This is a genomic window from Streptomyces sp. NPDC002138 (assembly GCF_040296485.1).
Taxonomy (GTDB): Bacteria; Actinomycetota; Actinomycetes; order Streptomycetales; family Streptomycetaceae; genus Streptomyces.
Window position 1 is genome coordinate 56,816 of the sequence record NZ_JBEOXE010000031.1, and the last position, 16,442, is coordinate 73,257.

Here is a 16,442-nt window from a genome sequence, read left to right on the forward strand (position 1 = left end):
CCGCAGGTCACTGTCCCCGGACGGCCGGGCCGGCGGGCCACCCCGGTCGATGCCTCACGTGAAGAGTGCCGGTGTGGCCGTGCAGGTGGTTCGTGTCGGGACGGGCCGGAAGGGTCTTCGACTCGTGACCTGCCTGCTGGGAGCAGTCGCCATTCGGCTGGAGCACCCTGCAGACGCTGGCTGGCCACTGCATGCGGAGGCGTCTTCGAGGGGCTCCGGCCCGTACGGCGTGCTTCTTTCGCACATCCAGTTATGTGCCCCGGTGGCCGCCGCCAGGGGGATTGCCATCTCCCACAGCTCGATGCCACGTATAACCGCTGTGTTAACTGGCGTTGCAAGATGAGACGTTGATCCAACCCCTCCGCCGCCCTGATGCTGGTCCTGTCGGGAACCGGCCACAGGGAGGAGACCAGGGCGTGAACATCACCGGGTCGGCGGTGCTGTTGACCGTCGACGATCCGCCGGCATCGAGCCTCTTCTTCACAACCCATCTGGGTTTCCGGGAGGTCCTGGTGTCTGAGGAGGCCATCCACCTCTCACGCGACGACGCGGCCACCGACCTCGTCGTACTGCGGTCCGAGGCCGAACCGCACGCGCTTTGGCGACAGCCGGACTCGCGACGGGAAGTGCTGGTGTCCTTCACCGTCACCGGCCTCGCCACCGAGTACGAGCGCCTGCGGCGGGACGGCGCACGGATCGTGGCGCCACTTCGCCAGGAACCCTGGGGGGAGTGGACGCTACGGCTCGCCGACCCCAATGGGGTCGTGATCCAGCTCATGGAGTGGATCCCACCCGCGGGCGCCTGACGAACCTTCATCACCCGTACCGACGCCGAGCGTGCCACAGCATCAGGAGCAGCGGTACGCACCCGAGCGCCTGTGTCCCTCACACCCGTGCTCCACGGGACCGCGCACCATCGAGCCTCGAACGAGAGAAGCAAATGACCGCCCCGTCACCTGTCATGCCCACGTCCACGCCCATGCCCATGCCCAATATGAGCGGGAGTCCACAGCCGACCGCCGCCGTCTCCGTCCTCGGTTTGCGCAAGTCGTACGGTGACAAGACCGTCCTCGACGGCATCGACCTGCGCATTCCGGCCGGCTCGGTGTTTGCCCTGCTCGGGCCGAACGGCGCCGGTAAGACAACCGCCGTCAAAATCCTGTCCACGCTCATCACTGCCGACGGAGGGCAGGCCCAGGTCGCCGGCCACGACCTGACCGCCGACCCGCAGGCCGTCCGGGCCGCGATCGGTGTCACCGGGCAGTTCTCCGCCGTCGACGGCCTGATCACTGGCGAGGAGAACATGCTCCTCATGGCGGACCTGCACCACCTGTCCAAGCGTGAGGGCCGCCGCGTCGCGGCAGAACTCCTGGAGCGCTTCGACCTCACGGAGGCTGCGAAGAAACCGGCCTCGACCTACTCCGGCGGAATGAAGCGCCGACTCGACATCGCCATGACCCTGGTCGGTGATCCGCGGATCATCTTCCTCGACGAGCCCACCACCGGCCTCGACCCCCGGGCCCGGCACAACATGTGGCAGATCATCCGCGAGCTGGTCACGGGCGGCGTCACCGTGTTCCTCACCACTCAGTACCTGGAGGAGGCCGACCAGCTCGCCGACCGCATAGCCGTCCTCAGCGATGGCAGGATCGCCGCCGAGGGGACGGCCGAGGAACTCAAGCGGTTGATCCCCGGCGGGCACGTCCGGCTCCGCTTCTCCGTCCCGTCCGCGTACCAGTTCGCCGCCGCCACCCTGCGCGAGGCCGCCCGGGACAACACGGGGATGACGCTCCAGCTCCCGAGCGACGGCAGCCAGAGCGAACTGCGCTCAATCCTGGACCGGCTGGACGCCGTCGGCATCGAGGCAGACGAACTGACCGTGCACACCCCCGACCTCGACGACGTGTTCTTCGCCCTCACCAGCACAGCCACCGCTACGCATCACAGCCCGCTCGGCCAGACGAAGGAAACCGCCCGATGAGCTCCATCTCCCTCGCCGCCCGCGATTCGGCCACGATGCTGCGCCGCAACCTGCTGCACGCCAGACGCTACCCCTCCCTCACCCTGAACCTTCTCCTCACGCCGGTCATGCTGTTGCTGCTGTTCGTCTACATCTTCGGCGGCACCATGAGCGCGGGTATCGGTGGCGGGAACCGTGCCGCCTACGTCGCCTACATCGTTCCCGGCATTCTGCTGATGACCATCGGCTCCACTGTCGTCGGCACCGCGGTGTCCGTCGCGGGCGACATGAGCGAGGGCATCATCGCCCGTTTCCGCACCATGCCGATCCACCGGGGGTCCGTGCTCTTCGGGCACGTCGTCGGCAGCGTGCTTCAGGCGGTCGCCAGCGTCGTCCTCGTCGGCGCCGTAGGCGTGGCCATGGGCTTCCGCTCCACGGACGCCACCGTCCTGGAGTGGCTCGCGGCGCTCGGACTGCTCACGCTGTTCGCTCTGGCGTTCACCTGGATCGCGGTCGGGATGGGCATGGCGAGTCCCAACGCGGAGGCGGCCAGCAACAGCGCGATGCCGCTGATCCTGCTGCCCCTCATCTCCAGTGCCTTTGTCCCGACCGACGCGATGCCCGGTTGGTTCCAGCCCATCGCCGACTACCAGCCCTTCACCCCGGCCATCGAGACCCTCCGCGGCCTTCTCCTCGGCACCGAGATCGGCAACAACGGCTGGATCGCCGTCGCCTGGTGCGTCGGCCTGACGTTCCTGGGCTACCGGTGGTCTCAGGCCCAGTTCAACCGCAACCCCAAGTAGCCGACGCACGAGCCCGGGCACCTTTCGGCGGCCCGGCCCGGACGTGGGCGGCGTACCCCCACGCCACCGCCGCCGTACGCCGCCCACGTGCGGGCTGCTCAGAAGCTGAACACTCCAAGGTCGCGGACGGTGTCGGCGAGAGCGCGTATCGGATCGCTCTCCGCTTCGGTCCGCCAGATCAAGGCATAGGACAGTGCGGGCAGCCCGGAAACGGGTATCCATCCGACGTTCGACATGCCCCAGTACTGGGTGACGTGGCTGGGGAAGGCGTGGATGATCTCGCCCATCGTGACCAGGTTGATCAGCTCGTCGGGGCTGGTCACGATCTGGGACCGTTCGATCGTCCGTCCTCGTGGGGTGTGGAAGGGCAGGTAGTGGTCCTCCCAGTAGTCGGGCATGTCCGGGGCCGTGGCGTGCGCGAAGTCGGCGAAGTCCTCTACTGCCACGGTCGATTGGCCGGCGAGCTCATGGCCCGCGGGTACGGCGAGCAGCCGTGTGTCGGTGCACAGGACCGGGCCGGTCGTGAGGTCGGGTTCGTCCACGGGCAGCCAGGTAACAAGGACGTCCATGTCTCCGGCGCGCAGCCGGCCGAACGGGTCGAGGAACGGAACCGGGCGGATCTGGAGTTCCCACTGTGGATGGCGGGAGCGGAAGGCCTGCCAGTAGTGGTGCATGGCGGTGACGTTGAACGGCATCATTGCGACGCGAAGCCGGGAGGTGACCCCCCGGGCGGCCATCCGCGCCCGTTCGAGGGAGTCCTGAAGGCCGCCGTAGATCGGCTGCAGGTCATCCCGTAGCTGTCGGCCTATCTCGGTCAGCCGCACAGCTCGGCTCGTCCGTTCGAAGAGAGCGGCTCCGATGCGCCGCTCCTGCTTCTTCACCGCCTGGCTGACGCGCGCTGGAGAAACGCGCAGACGCGCGGCCGTGCGGCCGAAGTGCAACTCCTCGGCCAGGACGAGGAAGATCTCGATGTCCCGCAGCTCCACTCGTCCCCCGTGCCTGCATGGATAACCCCTCGGCTACCGCGTGGTGCGAACGTACATGTTGATCACGGCCGCGACGAGCAGCGGGTATCAGGGCTCCCGAGCTGCTCCACACATCACCGTTGCCGAGGCCGTTACCGGAACAGTCGCGCTGCGTACCGAGACCGGCGACCTGTCGATCGCCGCCGCCGGAGTCTCGGCCTTCATGGAGGAGGGTCCTTCCCAAGGTCAGATCCGCAACGCCCTGAAGAGCACTGACGGAGCCCCCGACTTGACCATCCACGCCAGCACGTCCCACGGCGGCATCACCGCCCGCAGCCTGCAACTCTCCGCCATCCCGGACGGTTCGCAGCCATTCAAGGAGCTGCACCCACATGACCGACCTGGCGATCTCGGCGCACAGCCTGCGCAAGTCCTACGCCGACGGCATCCACCTGAATGTCCCGGCCGGCACTGTGACCGCATTGCTCGGCCCGAACGGGGCAGGCAAGGCCACTGCCGTCAAGACCCCGTCGACTCCCGGGCGCGTTGCTCGCCTGGGCACGGGCCGATCCCCTCCGGCCATGAAACCGGTGGCGGAACAAGACCCCCCGGGATGCTGCCGGCCCCGTCCGGCCCCCAAATTCTGTGCTGCTTCCTGCGGCATTTCTACCGATTACTAATAAAAGGAGCCGACTTATGAGCGACCTGACCAACACCGTCACCCAGTACCTGGACCTCTGGAACGAGGCCGACGCCGACCGTCGCGCCACCGGCATCGCCGACCTGTTCACCCCTGAGGCCCCCTACATCGACCCGCTCGCCGCGGTCGAGGGCCACGCGGGCATCGCGGCCGTCCTCGCGGGCGCTCGCGCGCAGTTCCAGGGCCTCTCCTTCGAACTGCACGGAAACGTCGACACACACCACAACATCGCCCGCTTCCAGTGGGCCCTGGTGACCGGCCCGGGCGCCGAGCCCATCGCCATCGGCTTCGACGTCCTCGTCACCGACGGCGCCGGCAAGATCACGGGCGTCTACGGCTTCCTGGACAAGATGCCCGCCTCCTGATCCGCACCGCTCGCCCCTCGCCGCGGCGCGAGAACACGTCAGTGACACCGGGGCCGGGACGCGCACAGCGTCCCGGCCCCGGCCGCCGGCCGCCGCGAACACCAACTCGGATCACCGGGCGTGCCCCGGATCTCCTCGATCCAATTCGGTACTGCGAAGCAGGAAAACCTACGGGCCCACCGGGGCGTGGCCCATGGCGACTCGGTGACCGGTCCCGCTCCCCGCCCGTACCGCATGACCTTGGAGGTAATCGACCGCCGCGGCGTCACGGGGCCAGGATGGTTGTCGCACCGGACAGCCGCTCACAGCCATTCCCTGAAGGGACCCCGCCATGCCGTACTTCGAGTCCGCCACCGACCGCACCCGCCTCCACTTCGTCGACTACGGCCCCTCGGACGGCCCCGTCATCGTTTTCGTCAACAGCTCGTACTTCGGTACCGAGATGTGGGAGTACCAGATGCTGCCCCTGGCGGCCGAAGGTTTCCGCTGCGTGGGCTTCGACCGCAGGGGGCACGGCAGGTCCGAGGACGTCTGGGGCGGCTTCGACCTCAACACCCTCGCCGGGGACCTGGGCTCGCTCCTCGACCATCTGGATCTGCGCGACGTCACCTTGGTCGGGCATTCGATGGGCACGGTCGAGGTGGTCCGGTACCTGACGCTGCGCGGTACCGACCGGGTGGCCCGGGTCGCCCTCGTCGGCGCAATGGCCCCGGGGCCGGCCCGTTCCGCGGACCACCCGGAGGGACTGGACCCGGAGCTGATCCGCGGATTCAACGAGACCTTCCGGCAGGACCGGGCGAAGTTCTTCTCCGACGGGGCCGACGCGTTCTTCGCCCGACACCTGCATGGGCCGCAGGTGTCGGACGCGTACGTGGCGTACATGGTGGACCGCTGCCTCGGTGCAACGGCGCGCGCCGCCAACGCCCTGGGGGACATCCTGCCCTCCCTGAACCTCGTCCCGGAGCTGGTGAAGATCGACTGCCCGGTCCTGGTCATCCACGGATCGGACGACGTCTCCGCGCCCCTGGCCCTCACGGGCCGCCGCGCGGCCGACCTGATCCCGGGGGCGGAGCTGCGCGTGTACGAGTACGCGGGTCACGGACTGTTCGCGACCCACGCGGACCGCCTCAACGACGACCTGCGCGCCTTCGTCTTCGCCCCCCGCCCCGCTGAGCCCACGCCCGTCCGGTAGTGCGTGGGCTTGCAGCACAGCTGGTCTCTGATCGAGGATCTGGTGCCGCTGAATACATATGCACAAGACATTCGTCGCCAGCGCCGGAGTCGGCGACAGCACGCCCTCCGGCTACACCATCAACTTCAGCGTGCAGATCGACGGCGGCGGCGTCGAAGAGTTCACGATGGGGCCGGGAGACGGGCTGAAGCAGCTGGTCATGTCCCTTGTCGTGGTGTAACTGATCATTCCGTGGTGGCGGGCAGGTTGGTTTCGGTGTCTGGATAGAGGCTGTCCATGCTTTCGGTGGAGAGGTAGCGGCGGGGGAAGACGATCCATTCGTCGTGGAGCTCGACGAGCACGGCGGTGGCGAGGCGGCTGACGGCGGCGGTGTTGGGGAAGACCTGGACGACGTCGGAGCGTCGTTTGATCTCCCGGTTCAGCCGCTCGAGCGGGTTGGTCGACTGGATCTTCTTCCAGTGCTGGTGCGGGAAGTCCGCGAAGGCGGTCAGGTCCTCCTTCGCCTCGAGGAGCATGGCCTTGAGCTTGGGGAACTGCCCGCCGAGCATGTCGGCGACGGTGTCGAGGTGGGCCCGGACCGTTTCGGCGGTGGGCTGGGCGAAGAGGGTGCGGATGGTCGCGGCGACCATCTCCGCGGATCCCTTCGGGATCACGGAGAACACGTTGCGGACGAAGTGGACGCGGCAGCGTTGCCAGGCGGCGCCGATCATGACTTTCCGGATGGCTTTGACCAGTCCGCTGTGGCTGTCGGAGATCACGAGGCGGACGCCGGTCAGGCCTCGTTCCCGCAGGTGACGCAGGAATTGGGACCAGAAGGCTTCGGTCTCGCTGTCGCCGACCATGACACCGAGAACCTCACGGCCACCGTCCTCAGTGACCCCGGTCGCGATGACCACGGCCTGGGAGACGATCCGGTGCTCGACGCGCGCTTTGACGTAAGTGGCGTCGAGGAACAGGTAGGGGAACCGGATGTGGTCCAGGGGCCGGGTGCGGAACACCTCGAGCTGTTCGTCGAGGCCGGCGCAGATCCGGGAGACCTCGCTCTTGGATATGCCTGTGTCCGAGCCAAGGGCTTTGACCAGGTCGTCGACGGAGCGGGTGGACACGCCGTGAACGTAGGCTTCCATGATCACGGCGTAGAGAGCCTGATCGATCCGGCGCCGGCGCTCGAGCAGGCTGGGGAAGAAGCTCCCAGTCCGCAGCTTCGGGATCGCGAGCTCCAGGTCGCCGGCCTGTGTGGTCACCGTTTTCTCCCGGTGCCCGTTGCGATAAGCGGTGCGGGTGTCGGCCTGTTCGCCCCACTCGGCGCCGATCCGTGCGGTGGCCTCGGCCTCGATCAGTTCCTGCAACAGTCGCTGGGCGACCTCCCGGACGAGTTCAAGACCGTCTGCCGAACGTAGTGACTCGATCAGGCGAAGTAGGTCATGCTGGGACAAGGCCACCGTGCGCTCCTTGGATTGAACTGCCCGTTCACCAAGGACATTTGCACGGTGGCCTGCCCCGTTCTCAGGGAGCATTCACCAACAGCCGATGCACGCGGGAGCACCACGACGGCGCACTCTCCAGCCAAGATCAGTTACACCACTCGGCGGGACACCATCAAGCAGCTGACGATCGACGTCCAAGCAGGATTCCGCCACACAGGTTCCCCGGCCGGGGGTGGCGACCTGAACGGCAGACCCGTGGGTTCGTGGTCCGGGCTCGCGGCGGGTGCTGTCGGCGTGTCCGGCGGTGTCGGCGCCCCTTTCGCCGCCGCGACGGCCTGTATTTAGCCGACCGCGTGAACGCCGGAAACAATTCAGGGAGCCGGCTCGGGCATGCGGTGCCCGCTCGCTTCGACCGGGGCTCCGACTTGGGGAGGACATGCCATACCGTTCCTCCTCTGTGCCCGTACTTTGCTAGGAGCCATCGTGCCGCTCAACGCCCGCCGCCAGCGACAGGCTTTCGATGCCGTAACCCCTCTGTTGGCCCCGGGGGAGTCGGTCGAACTGATCACCTGCGCCAACGTCGGCACTGTCTCCGTGCGTCGGCAGGTTGCGACCGCTGTTGTGGTCGGCGTGATGTCTGCCGGAACGCTGATGGCGACGGTCCGCCCGCGACAGATGTACGTCATCCTCACCGACCGGCGTCTGGCGTTCTTCGATGCCTCAACCAGCACAGGCAAGCCCGGCCAGCTCCTCATAGACCTCCAGCGGCCCCATGTGTCGGCGGGCGTGCCGAAGAAGGGCATGCTGGGGCTCACGCTCGTTACCGAGCTGGTTGTGGCCGGCCAGAGTGACGGCCTCAAACTGACTTTCCCGGCGCCGTGCCGAGAAGAAGGCCGACAGCTGACGAGCATCCTGACAACCGCTGGCTGATTGAGCTTTCCTCCGCAGCTTGGCTATGGGGTCCGGCGGCTGCCACCGAACGGTAAGCGCCAGGGCCGCCTCACCGCCCGCTAGCCGCGGGACAGCCACCCGCCGGCGAGGCCGGTGCTGTCGCGTGTGCGCTGTCCGCGTTCTTCGAGGAGGCGGCGGAACCCGCCCACCGCGTACCGCTCCCGGTTGCCGTGCCGGTCCCGGGGAGGCCGGCGAGGTCGGCCATGTACTGCTGGGGCTGCGTCTGCCGGCCGGTCACGACGACCCGCATGATACGCACGCTTCGTTGACCAAGCGTTCTGGTCGCGTGATGCACGGGCCGCCCTGCATCTGGCGGAGACGGCCGCGGCCTGACGGTCGTGGGCGGGTGTGCAGTGGCGTTTTGCCGGTGAACCCGGCGCCCCGGGCGGGTGAATTGCCTGTCCGGGGCCTGTCGCCGCACGGTGCGGGGTCGGTACAAACACCGTCGTGATGATCACGATGATGCGGGCCGCGACCGCGGCCGCAGCAGCTGCCCTCGCTGCGATCTCCCGTTTTGGGGACAGTGGTGTGAGAGAGGTCAGGTGCTCACGCGAAGGCGAGATATCGCACCCATCGGCTCCGCCGCCCGCGTCGTGATGGCGTACGCGCTGTCGGCCGATCTCGTCTGGTGCTGTCGGTCGTCCTGCCGGTGGGCATGCTGATGGCCGTCTCCGGATGGGCAAGGTGTACGGCCGCCGCGTCGTCATGGCGGACATCAGCTGACTTCCGGAGCCGGACACGGGGCTCAGCCGGTTCATCGGGTGCCGGGCGCCTTCCTTGGCACGAGTACGGCGACTGCTGCGGGCGGCCCGGGGAAGTCAATGGTGGGCGATGCCGTCGCCGTCATGGTCGAGCTGGAGTCCCTACCGTGTGTGGCGTTGCTGTGGATCCGCGCCCGACGGGGCTGCCACCAGCTCACTCGGCCCGGGCGCTCCCACCCAGGCTCTTGGTCTGCCGGGCGGCCGTCCCGTCCGCCTTGCGGTTCAGTTGCTGAAGCACCTTCACCGTGGTGACGTAGTCCGTGTTCGTTGATGCCCTCGTGGAGGGCGGCGCGGATCGCGGGGGTGTTGCGTGCAAGCTCGACGCGGCCCTGTTCACCCGTCTCGGTGAGCCACAGCCGGTCCTCAGCGTCTCGGGTCAGCCAGCCGAGCGCCTGGCGGGCCTGCCCCCAACCCGAACTGTTGCTTACCGCAGGCGGATTCGTCAGCCGTGAGCCCGGCGGGACCCACCCCATCCCCTGGTCCCTTCACCAAGCTCAGCAAGCAGCACCAGACCCTGGGCTACCCGCTCGCGGTCATCACCCGACGCGGCACCGCCCCCGCCCGCTCCGCCCTCGCCACCACTGCGGACCTCGCCGCGTTCAGACTCGCGCAGGACGTGTGGAAGCGCGCACGGCGCGGTTGGGGCGTGGTGATCGAGCCAGTGCAAGCGCCGTACGTAGGTACGTACGGTAAGAAGCGCCCGATTTGTTAGCAGCGCGGGTGTGGTGGAAGCTGGTGGTGAGGTCTGCGGGGACCCGGCAGGCGACTTCGTCAGCCCGCCCCGGGTTCGCGACCACCGTGGGCCCGGCCCTCGACCATGTCGCGGCCACCCGACCACACCGCGCGAAAGCCGCCCTTCCAGCCGAGGTGACTCCATGACTCACCGCTCGCTGCGACAACGCCTCGTCATTCATGCCACCTGCGTCGCGCTGGCAACGGCCGGAGCGCTACTGCCCGCGCACGCATGGGCCGCCGGCCCGGTGATGCCGCGCCTTCCTATGGCGCGCGCCCTTCCCGCGGCGGACTGGGTGGAGGTGACCGACAACCCGAGTGGCATCACGTTCAAGCTTCCAGCACCGCCCAAACTGACCCGGACCAGCAAGCCGACCTGCCGCACGTACACGGCCGCCAGTGCCGCGACGAGCCAAACCGTCGCCGTCTGCGATATCCCCGGGACCGACAAAATGGAATACCTCTACTCGACGGCCGACGGAGCCCTCGACTCGTTCCGCAAAAAGGCGGGGAGTGACGTGGACTCCGGCACCCAGGAGACCGAGGTGGACGGCCGCCCCGCCCTGGACCTCCATGCCTCCGGCAAGAACGACCCTCCTCACCGCCTCCTGTTCACCGCTCGCTACATCGCCGATGACCCTTACACCGTCTCGGCCCTGAGCTTCGCCTACGCGAAGAACGAGAAGGCCCTGGACCAGGAGCACCAGCAGCTCCTCGACAGCCTCCGCATCCCTTCCTGACCGCGTCGGGCCGCCTCGGCCACATCGGCAGGTATCGCGGCGGGAACCGGTCGCGGCGCGGTGGGCAGTCGGCCGGGGTCGGATGCGGTCTTCGCCGCCTACCTCGGCATACTTGCCCTGGGTGCTGCCGTCGTCCCGCTCAGCCCGGACCACCCGCTGCGCCGCAGCGCCGACATGTGCGAGCTGGCCGGGGCCGATCTGGTCCTGGCCGCGGACGGGAGCGGCGCCGCGGCCCTCGTCGGAGCCGTGGTCAAGGCACCTGTCGTCGCGCTGGACGCGCGCGGCGACATCCTGGATCGAGCTGCCCGGGGTGCGCCCCGACAGCTGCCTGTCCCAGGTCATCGGCATGACCTTCGACGCGTCGGTGTGCGACATGTTCTGCGCCTGGGGCGCGGGCGCCACCTTGGTCGTCCCCGCCCGCCGGGAATTGCATCGCATCGTCGACTACATAGTGGACCGCGAGCTCTCCCACTGGAACTCGGTTCCCTCGGCCCTCGCCATCGTCGAGGGCCTCGGCCAGCTGGTTTCGTGAGCACGCTCGTCAGCGACACGCCGGCGGTCCCCCTCGACGGACCGGACGTCACGCCCGAGCACTGGTACCGCACGGGCGACCAAGTGCGCTGGTCCGGCGACGAATTGGTGCACCTGGCACGCCTCGACGACCAAATGAAGATCGCCGGTCACCGCATGGAACTGGGCGAGATCGAGGCAGCCTCACCCGGCTGCTGAAGGTGGACCAGGCGGTCGTCCTGGCCGACCGCAGGGCGGGGGGCCTCGACCTTGTCGCCGTCTACCGCGGCACCCCACTGCCCGCCCGGGAGCTGTGCGCGCCTGCGCGAACGCCTGCCCCGCCAGATGGTCCCACGCCGCTACCGGCACGTCACGGAGATCCCCCCCGAACGCCAACGGCAAGAAGGACCGCAAGCGGCTGCTGGCCGAACTCGGCTGACGAACAACCCGTCGCCCGGTGCCGGGCGACGGGGCCTTCCTCACGACGTCAGCCGCGGGCGTCCCACGCGGCGAGCACCGCGTCGTGCTTGTCCTTCTCCAGACCGACGGGGATTTTCCCCTGGAGGTACTTCGGCCGCGGGTACCCGCCGTCGTTCAGCGCCCGCCAGGTGTCGGCGACCGTCTCGGCTACGGGGCGACAACGCATCCCGGCGGCCAGGGCCTTGGCCGAAGAAGCGGTCCAGGTGCCTACGACCTCGGGGATGTCCGGGGCCCAGAGCGGCACCTCGGTCCACGGCTGCACCCCCTGGTCCTGCAGGAACTGCTCGTCCGCCCAGACCAGTTCGGTCTGCGCGCCGGTGGCTTCGACACAGGCGCCTCGTCGACGAGTGCCCGGCCCAGAAAAACGGTTTCACCGATAAGAAGGATCTTCATGCCCGTAAGGCTTTCATCCTGCAACTCACTCGCCAAAAGCACCTTTTCATACCGGCGGCCCACCCGCTCGCCGACTGTCGGCGGAGGCCTACCGGACACCCACCGGGTGCGCGGGGTCGCGGCTGGGCAGGCCAGTTTGCTCAAATGAGTTCTCTCGATGATGTGGCCGAGCGCGACGGCTGGCTGTGCTGGGTGTGCGACGAACCAGTCGACCCCGACAAGTCCGTGCACGACCAGGAGTGGCACAGCGTTGACAGCCGGACCGCCGACCGGAAGGCCAAGGTCGCCGAGCGGCTTGCGCACCGCGGGTACAACAGCCGCAAGGGCGCGGTCAAGGTGGTCATCGCTTGGCCGGACCGCCTGTACGTGGTCGAACCCGCGCCGCTGGCCACCGTTGCCGCGCGGCTGGAGCGCAAGGGGGGCCGCGAGGTGGTCAGTCGTTGTTCGACCAGGCAGGACGCCCAGGAAGCGACCGATTGGCTGGTGGACCGGTTCTCCCCGACTGGTACCGGGGCTGCCCGTGACCGTCGACATCGAGCTGGGCGGCGGCCAGTTCCTCGTCATCCTGGCCACCGGCCACCGGCCGCCGCTGAACGGGGATCACCAGGGCTCCGTCCCCCCCGAGCTGGGGTGGCGCATCTTTGGGAGCTCTCCAGTTCTTGGTGTACAGAGCGTGACGAAGACCGTGCTGCTGATGTCCTTGGTGGAGACCCCAGTGTGGTGTCGGGACGAAGGGCGAGCGGCGACTTCGGGACCCGTGCTGGTCCGGTGCTGGTCAGACGGGGAGCGGTCTCGCGGGAGGCCATGAACACCACTTCCAGGGGGTCTGCGGGGACGATCGGTGTCGCCACAACGTAGAAGTCCCCAGGTCAGCGGCATATGTGGCCTGTCATCACAATCAGGCCCAGCGAGATGTGCCCCACCACCACACGACCCGAACCGATCCCCTCGGATTCCTCTCGGATTTTTCCTCAAGGGGAGGGGCAGGGCCTACGGCGTACCTCGCCTTGGCCGCGGGACCAGGCCTCGGCTCTCGCTGGATCGGGCCCGGTGGGGCCGCCCGGTGGGTGTCCGTCTTGAGAGAGGGGTGCTGTATGAAGGCCTACGGGGGGACGGTGCCACCGCCGGGCGAGCCGAGACTGTCAGCCGGCGATGTGGGCCTGTGCCGGCACGAGTACGGGTTCTCGCCGGGCCGGATCCTGCGTGTTGGCGACGCCCGACGGCCGGGCGGTTCGCGGTCGTAGCCGGCCCAAGGACCGGTAGAAGCGGTCCGGAAGGAACACGGCATCGGCGACGATCATCACGCCGGAGAAGAGTGGCAGTCCCAGGAGGACCGCGATTCCGAGGTGCAGTCCCAACAGCATGATCAGCACGGGGTATTTGAGCCTGCCGAAGAGGACGAACGGGAAGGCGACTTGGAGCAGCACCGTCAGGTAGCCGGCGATGGCGATCGCGACCGAGTGCTCGTCCATGAGGAGGGACAGTTCGGGCCAGGGCCGGAAGAGCTCGAGGTTCAGGACGTAGTGGAGGGCGGTCCCGTTGCCCCAGGAGCTGCCCTGCACCTTGTACAGGCCTGCCGATCCGTAGAGGAAGCAGACCTGGGCGGCGATGACGAACATGCCGCAGTTGTGGAGCACGGCGCTCATGGTCCGGCGGAACTCGTGGAACCACCGTCGGATCCGGCCCTCGTCCGCCGCCGGATTCGCTTTCCTGCGCGCGTCCAGGGACCAGCGTCGGCCGCACGCGGTGAAGACGAGGTACACGGACATGAGGAGGGTGAGGTTGTCGCCTCCGTCCGTCATGAAGATCGCCCGGGCGTGGAATGACGCCACCACGACCGCGAACAGGATGGACACGAACCTGGTCCGCCAGCCCAGTACGAAGAGGGCGGACGTGGCGAGAGCGGCCGCGTAGCAGACCTCGAAGTACGTCCGGCCGTCGGACAGGGTGAGGATGCTGAACCACCCGGTCTCGTCGAAGAGCTGTTTGGCCAGCGCGGGTGTCCACGGTGAGCCGGGGCCCCAGATCTCGTCGCGGTGCGGGAACTCGCGCAGCAGGAAGACGAGGTAGAGCAGTCCGTACCCGATGCGCAGGACCGCGGCGGCGTACAGGGAGACGGGCCGCTCGGTCAGCAGGGCGAGGAGCACGCCCAGGCGGTCGCGGTCGCGCTGCCCCGCGGGGCGGGAGGGCGTGGTTTCCGTTGTCGCTTCAGTCTGTCGCATGGGGGGCCACCTTCCACCAGGGCAGGTATCGGGTTTCGAGGGGCGCGGTGTCGGCCCGGGCCGGGTGTGGGGCGCCCGCCGTGTTCGGCGCTGCGACGGAGTGCGTGACCACCCGCAGCTGGATGGAGTCGAAAGAGCCGCGCCGGTGGGCGGCGACGCGCTCCGCCGCGATGTTGCGCAGGTACGTCCGCATCATCACGGCCCGCTCCGAACGTGGTTCGTCATCCCCGCCGAACGCTTCGAGGTAGCCGCTCCAGGCCCGGCGAAGCGTGTTCTGTGCCGTATGGCTGGGGAAGGGGTTGTGCTCGACGGCGGCGTTGTCCACCGCGCTCAGGTCGAACCAGCCGCTCACCTCCGCGCTGCCGTCGGGTGCCGTCCGATGGGTCCTCGCGGAGACCTGCCGGTTTACGGACTCCGGGTCCGGGGCGAAGAGCCGCCAGTTCTGCTCGAACAGGGGGTATACCCACGCGTTGATCGGCCGGCTGTACAGCTGCGATACCGCGTTCGGTGGTGCCACGTGCAGAAACACCAGGAGGACGTGGATCAGCGCCGTTGCCAGACACAGGACGACGGCGGCTGCGGTGCCCGCCTTCAGCGGATTGCGTCCGGGTTCATTCCCGTCCGCGTGGGGTCCGCTGCCTCGGCCCTCGGTGTGAGCCCCGGCCTCGGAGCGCTCCGGCTCCCTCACCTCGGCTGATTTCACGCCACCCAGCACGGCCCCACCCGGCCTTCCCATCGTGACTGCTCATGTTTTCCGTTCCTTGCGGCTTCCGGAGGTCGTCCGATGTCACTCGGACAAGGCGGGCCGGATGCCCCGGCAGCCGGCCCGCCTTGAGACTCACGCGTGCCCGTCGTGCCCGTCGTGCCCGTCGTGTTCGCCGTGCTCGCCGTGTCCGCCGTGCTCGTCATTCTTGTCGTGGTCGCCGTGGTCGCCGTGGTCGCCGTGTTCGCCGTGACCGGGCTTGCCGGGCTTACCGGGCTTCTCGTGTCCGGGGAGCCCCGGAATGCCGTGACCGGGCTGGCCCGGGATGTGGTGACCGGGCTTTCCGGGCGGCTTCGGGATGCCGCCACCGATCGTGCCGCCGGTGATCGGGCCGGCGGTGCCGCCGGTGGTGCCGCTGGTGGTGGTGCCTGCGACGAGGCCGCCCGTCGCTCCACCCAGCACGCCGCCCAGCAGGCCGCCGCCTGTCGTCGCTCCGCCGAGGACGCCGCCCAGCAGGCCCCCCGTGGTGGTACCACCGGTCGCGGTGCCACCCGTTGCCCCGCCGGTGGTGCCGGCGATGAGACCACCCGTGACCAGACCGCCCGTGGTCCCGCCGGTGGTGCCGGCGGCACACGTCCCACGGTTGATCACGTTGGTGTCCATCGTCACGGCGCCGTTACGGGCCAGCGCCCGTCCGTCGATGTCCGCCCCCGTGGTCAGGGAGATGGAGGTCAGAGCCATGATGGTGCCCACGAAGCTGGTATCAGTGCCGAGCGTGGCCGAACTCCCGACCTGCCAGTACACGTTGCAGGGGGAGGCCCCGTTGATGAGGGACACACTGCTGGAGGTTGCCGTCGTCAGACCCGAACCGACCTGGAACACCCACACCGCGTTGGGGTTGTTCTGTGCGTCCAGGGTGAGGGTGCCGGTGAGTCCCAGAGTGGAGGGGGCTGTGTACACGCCCGGCACCAGCGTCAGGCCCCCGGCGTCCGGGGGAAGAACCGCGTCCGAGGACTGACCCGCGGCGTTGTTGTAGGTCGTGACCAGGTCGCGCTTGGCCTGAAGGCCCACAGCGTCGACCGGCCCGGAGTGCTGGGTACCTCTCACGACGCCGGGAGGGAATCCGCTGATTGCTGTTCCCGGACTCACCCCGAGATCACCGGTGATCACCGAAGGGCCGGTGTTGGTGATCTCCGAGCCGGCCAGCACCGCAAAGCTTGTGGCCGTGCCCAGAGGTACAGGTGTGGCGAGCGCGTTCGCCTGCGTGGGTGTCACCACGACCACCGCCGAGGCGATCACCATGGCGAGAGCCGTCGCGATCCAGACCGGCGTGGTGCGCCGGAGCGCCGAGCCGGAGATATGCAGCGTCATCGAGGGGCCAACTCCTGTGAGTGGATGGTGGCGTAATCGACGGTTCGGGTCACATAGGACCGTCCGTCGCGTTGTCGCTGGCATATTACGCAGAAACCTGCACCGGGCCGGGATTCATTCCGCGATTCCCGCGCAATCCCACATTCTCGCCCAGCAGGAAATCGTAT

16 protein-coding genes and 2 pseudogenes are annotated in these 16,442 nt (G+C 68.4%); 12 read left to right on the forward strand and 6 right to left on the reverse strand.

The window, feature by feature from the left end:
* Window positions 1–416 precede the first annotated feature (416 nt).
* The 3 genes from ABT084_RS21080 to ABT084_RS21090 all read left to right on the forward strand — a co-directional run bounded on the left by ABT084_RS21080 (window position 417) and on the right by ABT084_RS21090 (window position 2,763).
* Complete coding sequence (locus tag ABT084_RS21080) at window positions 417–806, forward strand: VOC family protein (protein WP_351046005.1); 390 nt, start codon at window positions 417–419, stop codon at window positions 804–806.
* A 173-nt stretch (window positions 807–979) separates the two neighbouring features.
* Window positions 980–1,981, forward strand: coding sequence for an ATP-binding cassette domain-containing protein (locus tag ABT084_RS21085; protein WP_351046008.1), 1,002 nt, complete (start codon window positions 980–982; stop codon window positions 1,979–1,981).
* On the forward strand, window positions 1,978–2,763 hold the full coding sequence (locus ABT084_RS21090; RefSeq protein WP_351046010.1) for an ABC transporter permease: 786 nt from the start codon (window positions 1,978–1,980) through the stop codon (window positions 2,761–2,763). The genes ABT084_RS21085 and ABT084_RS21090 overlap by 4 nt, the downstream gene beginning before the upstream one ends.
* A gap of 98 nt (window positions 2,764–2,861) precedes the next feature.
* Here ABT084_RS21090 and ABT084_RS21095 read toward each other — a convergent pair whose 3' ends face one another.
* Window positions 2,862–3,749, reverse strand: a complete 888-nt coding sequence (locus tag ABT084_RS21095) for a LysR family transcriptional regulator (RefSeq protein WP_351046011.1) — start codon at window positions 3,747–3,749, stop codon at window positions 2,862–2,864.
* A 371-nt stretch (window positions 3,750–4,120) separates the two neighbouring features.
* Here ABT084_RS21095 and ABT084_RS21100 point away from each other — a divergent pair.
* The 4 genes and pseudogenes from ABT084_RS21100 to ABT084_RS21115 all read left to right on the forward strand — a co-directional run.
* Window positions 4,121–4,264, forward strand: a pseudogene (locus tag ABT084_RS21100) (ATP-binding cassette domain-containing protein); the annotation flags it as partial.
* Window positions 4,265–4,424: 160 nt separating this feature from the next.
* The gene (locus ABT084_RS21105; protein WP_351046014.1) at window positions 4,425–4,793 is read left to right on the forward strand and encodes a nuclear transport factor 2 family protein; all 369 of its coding nucleotides are present in this window, start codon (window positions 4,425–4,427) and stop codon (window positions 4,791–4,793) included.
* A gap of 331 nt (window positions 4,794–5,124) precedes the next feature.
* Window positions 5,125–5,985: an alpha/beta fold hydrolase gene (locus tag ABT084_RS21110; protein ID WP_351046016.1), complete on the forward strand. Its 861-nt coding sequence runs from the start codon at window positions 5,125–5,127 to the stop codon at window positions 5,983–5,985.
* 58 nt (window positions 5,986–6,043) lie between these two features.
* Window positions 6,044–6,205, forward strand: coding sequence for a hypothetical protein (locus ABT084_RS21115; RefSeq protein WP_351046019.1), 162 nt, complete (start codon window positions 6,044–6,046; stop codon window positions 6,203–6,205).
* Between the two features lie 4 nt (window positions 6,206–6,209).
* Here ABT084_RS21115 and ABT084_RS21120 read toward each other — a convergent pair whose 3' ends face one another.
* Complete coding sequence (locus ABT084_RS21120; RefSeq protein WP_351046021.1) at window positions 6,210–7,427, reverse strand: IS256 family transposase; 1,218 nt, start codon at window positions 7,425–7,427, stop codon at window positions 6,210–6,212.
* 468 nt (window positions 7,428–7,895) lie between these two features.
* Between ABT084_RS21120 and ABT084_RS21125 the strand changes: the two genes are divergently transcribed.
* From ABT084_RS21125 to ABT084_RS21145, 4 genes are all read left to right on the forward strand, one after another.
* On the forward strand, window positions 7,896–8,342 hold the full coding sequence (locus ABT084_RS21125; RefSeq protein ID WP_351046024.1) for a hypothetical protein: 447 nt from the start codon (window positions 7,896–7,898) through the stop codon (window positions 8,340–8,342).
* A gap of 1,657 nt (window positions 8,343–9,999) precedes the next feature.
* The gene (locus ABT084_RS21135; RefSeq protein ID WP_351046027.1) at window positions 10,000–10,596 is read left to right on the forward strand and encodes a hypothetical protein; all 597 of its coding nucleotides are present in this window, start codon (window positions 10,000–10,002) and stop codon (window positions 10,594–10,596) included.
* 310 nt (window positions 10,597–10,906) lie between these two features.
* Window positions 10,907–11,128, forward strand: coding sequence for a hypothetical protein (locus tag ABT084_RS21140; RefSeq protein ID WP_351046028.1), 222 nt, complete (start codon window positions 10,907–10,909; stop codon window positions 11,126–11,128).
* A complete protein-coding gene (locus ABT084_RS21145; protein ID WP_351046029.1) occupies window positions 11,125–11,325 on the forward strand; it encodes a hypothetical protein in 201 nt (66 codons plus the stop codon). Before ABT084_RS21140 ends, ABT084_RS21145 begins: the two co-directional genes overlap by 4 nt.
* A gap of 268 nt (window positions 11,326–11,593) precedes the next feature.
* Here the strand turns inward: ABT084_RS21145 and ABT084_RS21150 are convergent, their stop codons facing one another.
* On the reverse strand, window positions 11,594–11,848 hold the full coding sequence (locus ABT084_RS21150) for a hypothetical protein (RefSeq protein ID WP_351046030.1): 255 nt from the start codon (window positions 11,846–11,848) through the stop codon (window positions 11,594–11,596).
* 275 nt (window positions 11,849–12,123) lie between these two features.
* On the opposite strand from ABT084_RS21150, the pseudogene ABT084_RS21155 reads away from it, so the two are divergent.
* Window positions 12,124–12,562 (forward strand): annotated as a pseudogene (locus ABT084_RS21155) (hypothetical protein); the annotation flags it as partial.
* Window positions 12,563–13,121: 559 nt separating this feature from the next.
* Here ABT084_RS21155 and ABT084_RS21160 read toward each other — a convergent pair.
* The 3 genes from ABT084_RS21160 to ABT084_RS21170 form a co-directional block, all read right to left on the reverse strand.
* Window positions 13,122–14,201, reverse strand: coding sequence for an HTTM domain-containing protein (locus ABT084_RS21160; RefSeq protein ID WP_351046033.1), 1,080 nt, complete (start codon window positions 14,199–14,201; stop codon window positions 13,122–13,124).
* Window positions 14,188–14,904, reverse strand: a complete 717-nt coding sequence (locus ABT084_RS21165) for a DUF5819 family protein (RefSeq protein ID WP_351046036.1) — start codon at window positions 14,902–14,904, stop codon at window positions 14,188–14,190. The genes ABT084_RS21160 and ABT084_RS21165 overlap by 14 nt, the downstream gene beginning before the upstream one ends.
* Before the next feature lie 135 nt (window positions 14,905–15,039).
* Window positions 15,040–16,275 carry an ice-binding family protein gene (locus tag ABT084_RS21170; RefSeq protein ID WP_351046038.1) on the reverse strand — a complete coding sequence of 412 codons (1,236 nt, stop codon included), beginning with the start codon at window positions 16,273–16,275 and terminating at the stop codon, window positions 15,040–15,042.
* Between the last annotated feature and the right edge of the window lie 167 nt (window positions 16,276–16,442).

Bases quoted from the DNA above. Each gene is read 5' to 3' on its own strand.
- ABT084_RS21085 (WP_351046008.1), top strand. From the start codon at position 980: ATGCCCATGCCCAATATGAGCGGGAGTCCACAGCCGACCGCCGCCGTC.
- ABT084_RS21090 (WP_351046010.1), top strand. From the start codon at position 1,978: ATGAGCTCCATCTCCCTCGCCGCCCGCGATTCGGCCACGATGCTGCGC.
- ABT084_RS21105 (WP_351046014.1), top strand. From the start codon at position 4,425: ATGAGCGACCTGACCAACACCGTCACCCAGTACCTGGACCTCTGGAAC.
- ABT084_RS21110 (WP_351046016.1), top strand. From the start codon at position 5,125: ATGCCGTACTTCGAGTCCGCCACCGACCGCACCCGCCTCCACTTCGTC.
- ABT084_RS21115 (WP_351046019.1), top strand. From the start codon at position 6,044: ATGCACAAGACATTCGTCGCCAGCGCCGGAGTCGGCGACAGCACGCCC.
- ABT084_RS21135 (WP_351046027.1), top strand. From the start codon at position 10,000: ATGACTCACCGCTCGCTGCGACAACGCCTCGTCATTCATGCCACCTGC.
- ABT084_RS21160 (WP_351046033.1), bottom strand. From the start codon at position 14,201: ATGCGACAGACTGAAGCGACAACGGAAACCACGCCCTCCCGCCCCGCG.
- ABT084_RS21170 (WP_351046038.1), bottom strand. From the start codon at position 16,275: ATGACGCTGCATATCTCCGGCTCGGCGCTCCGGCGCACCACGCCGGTC.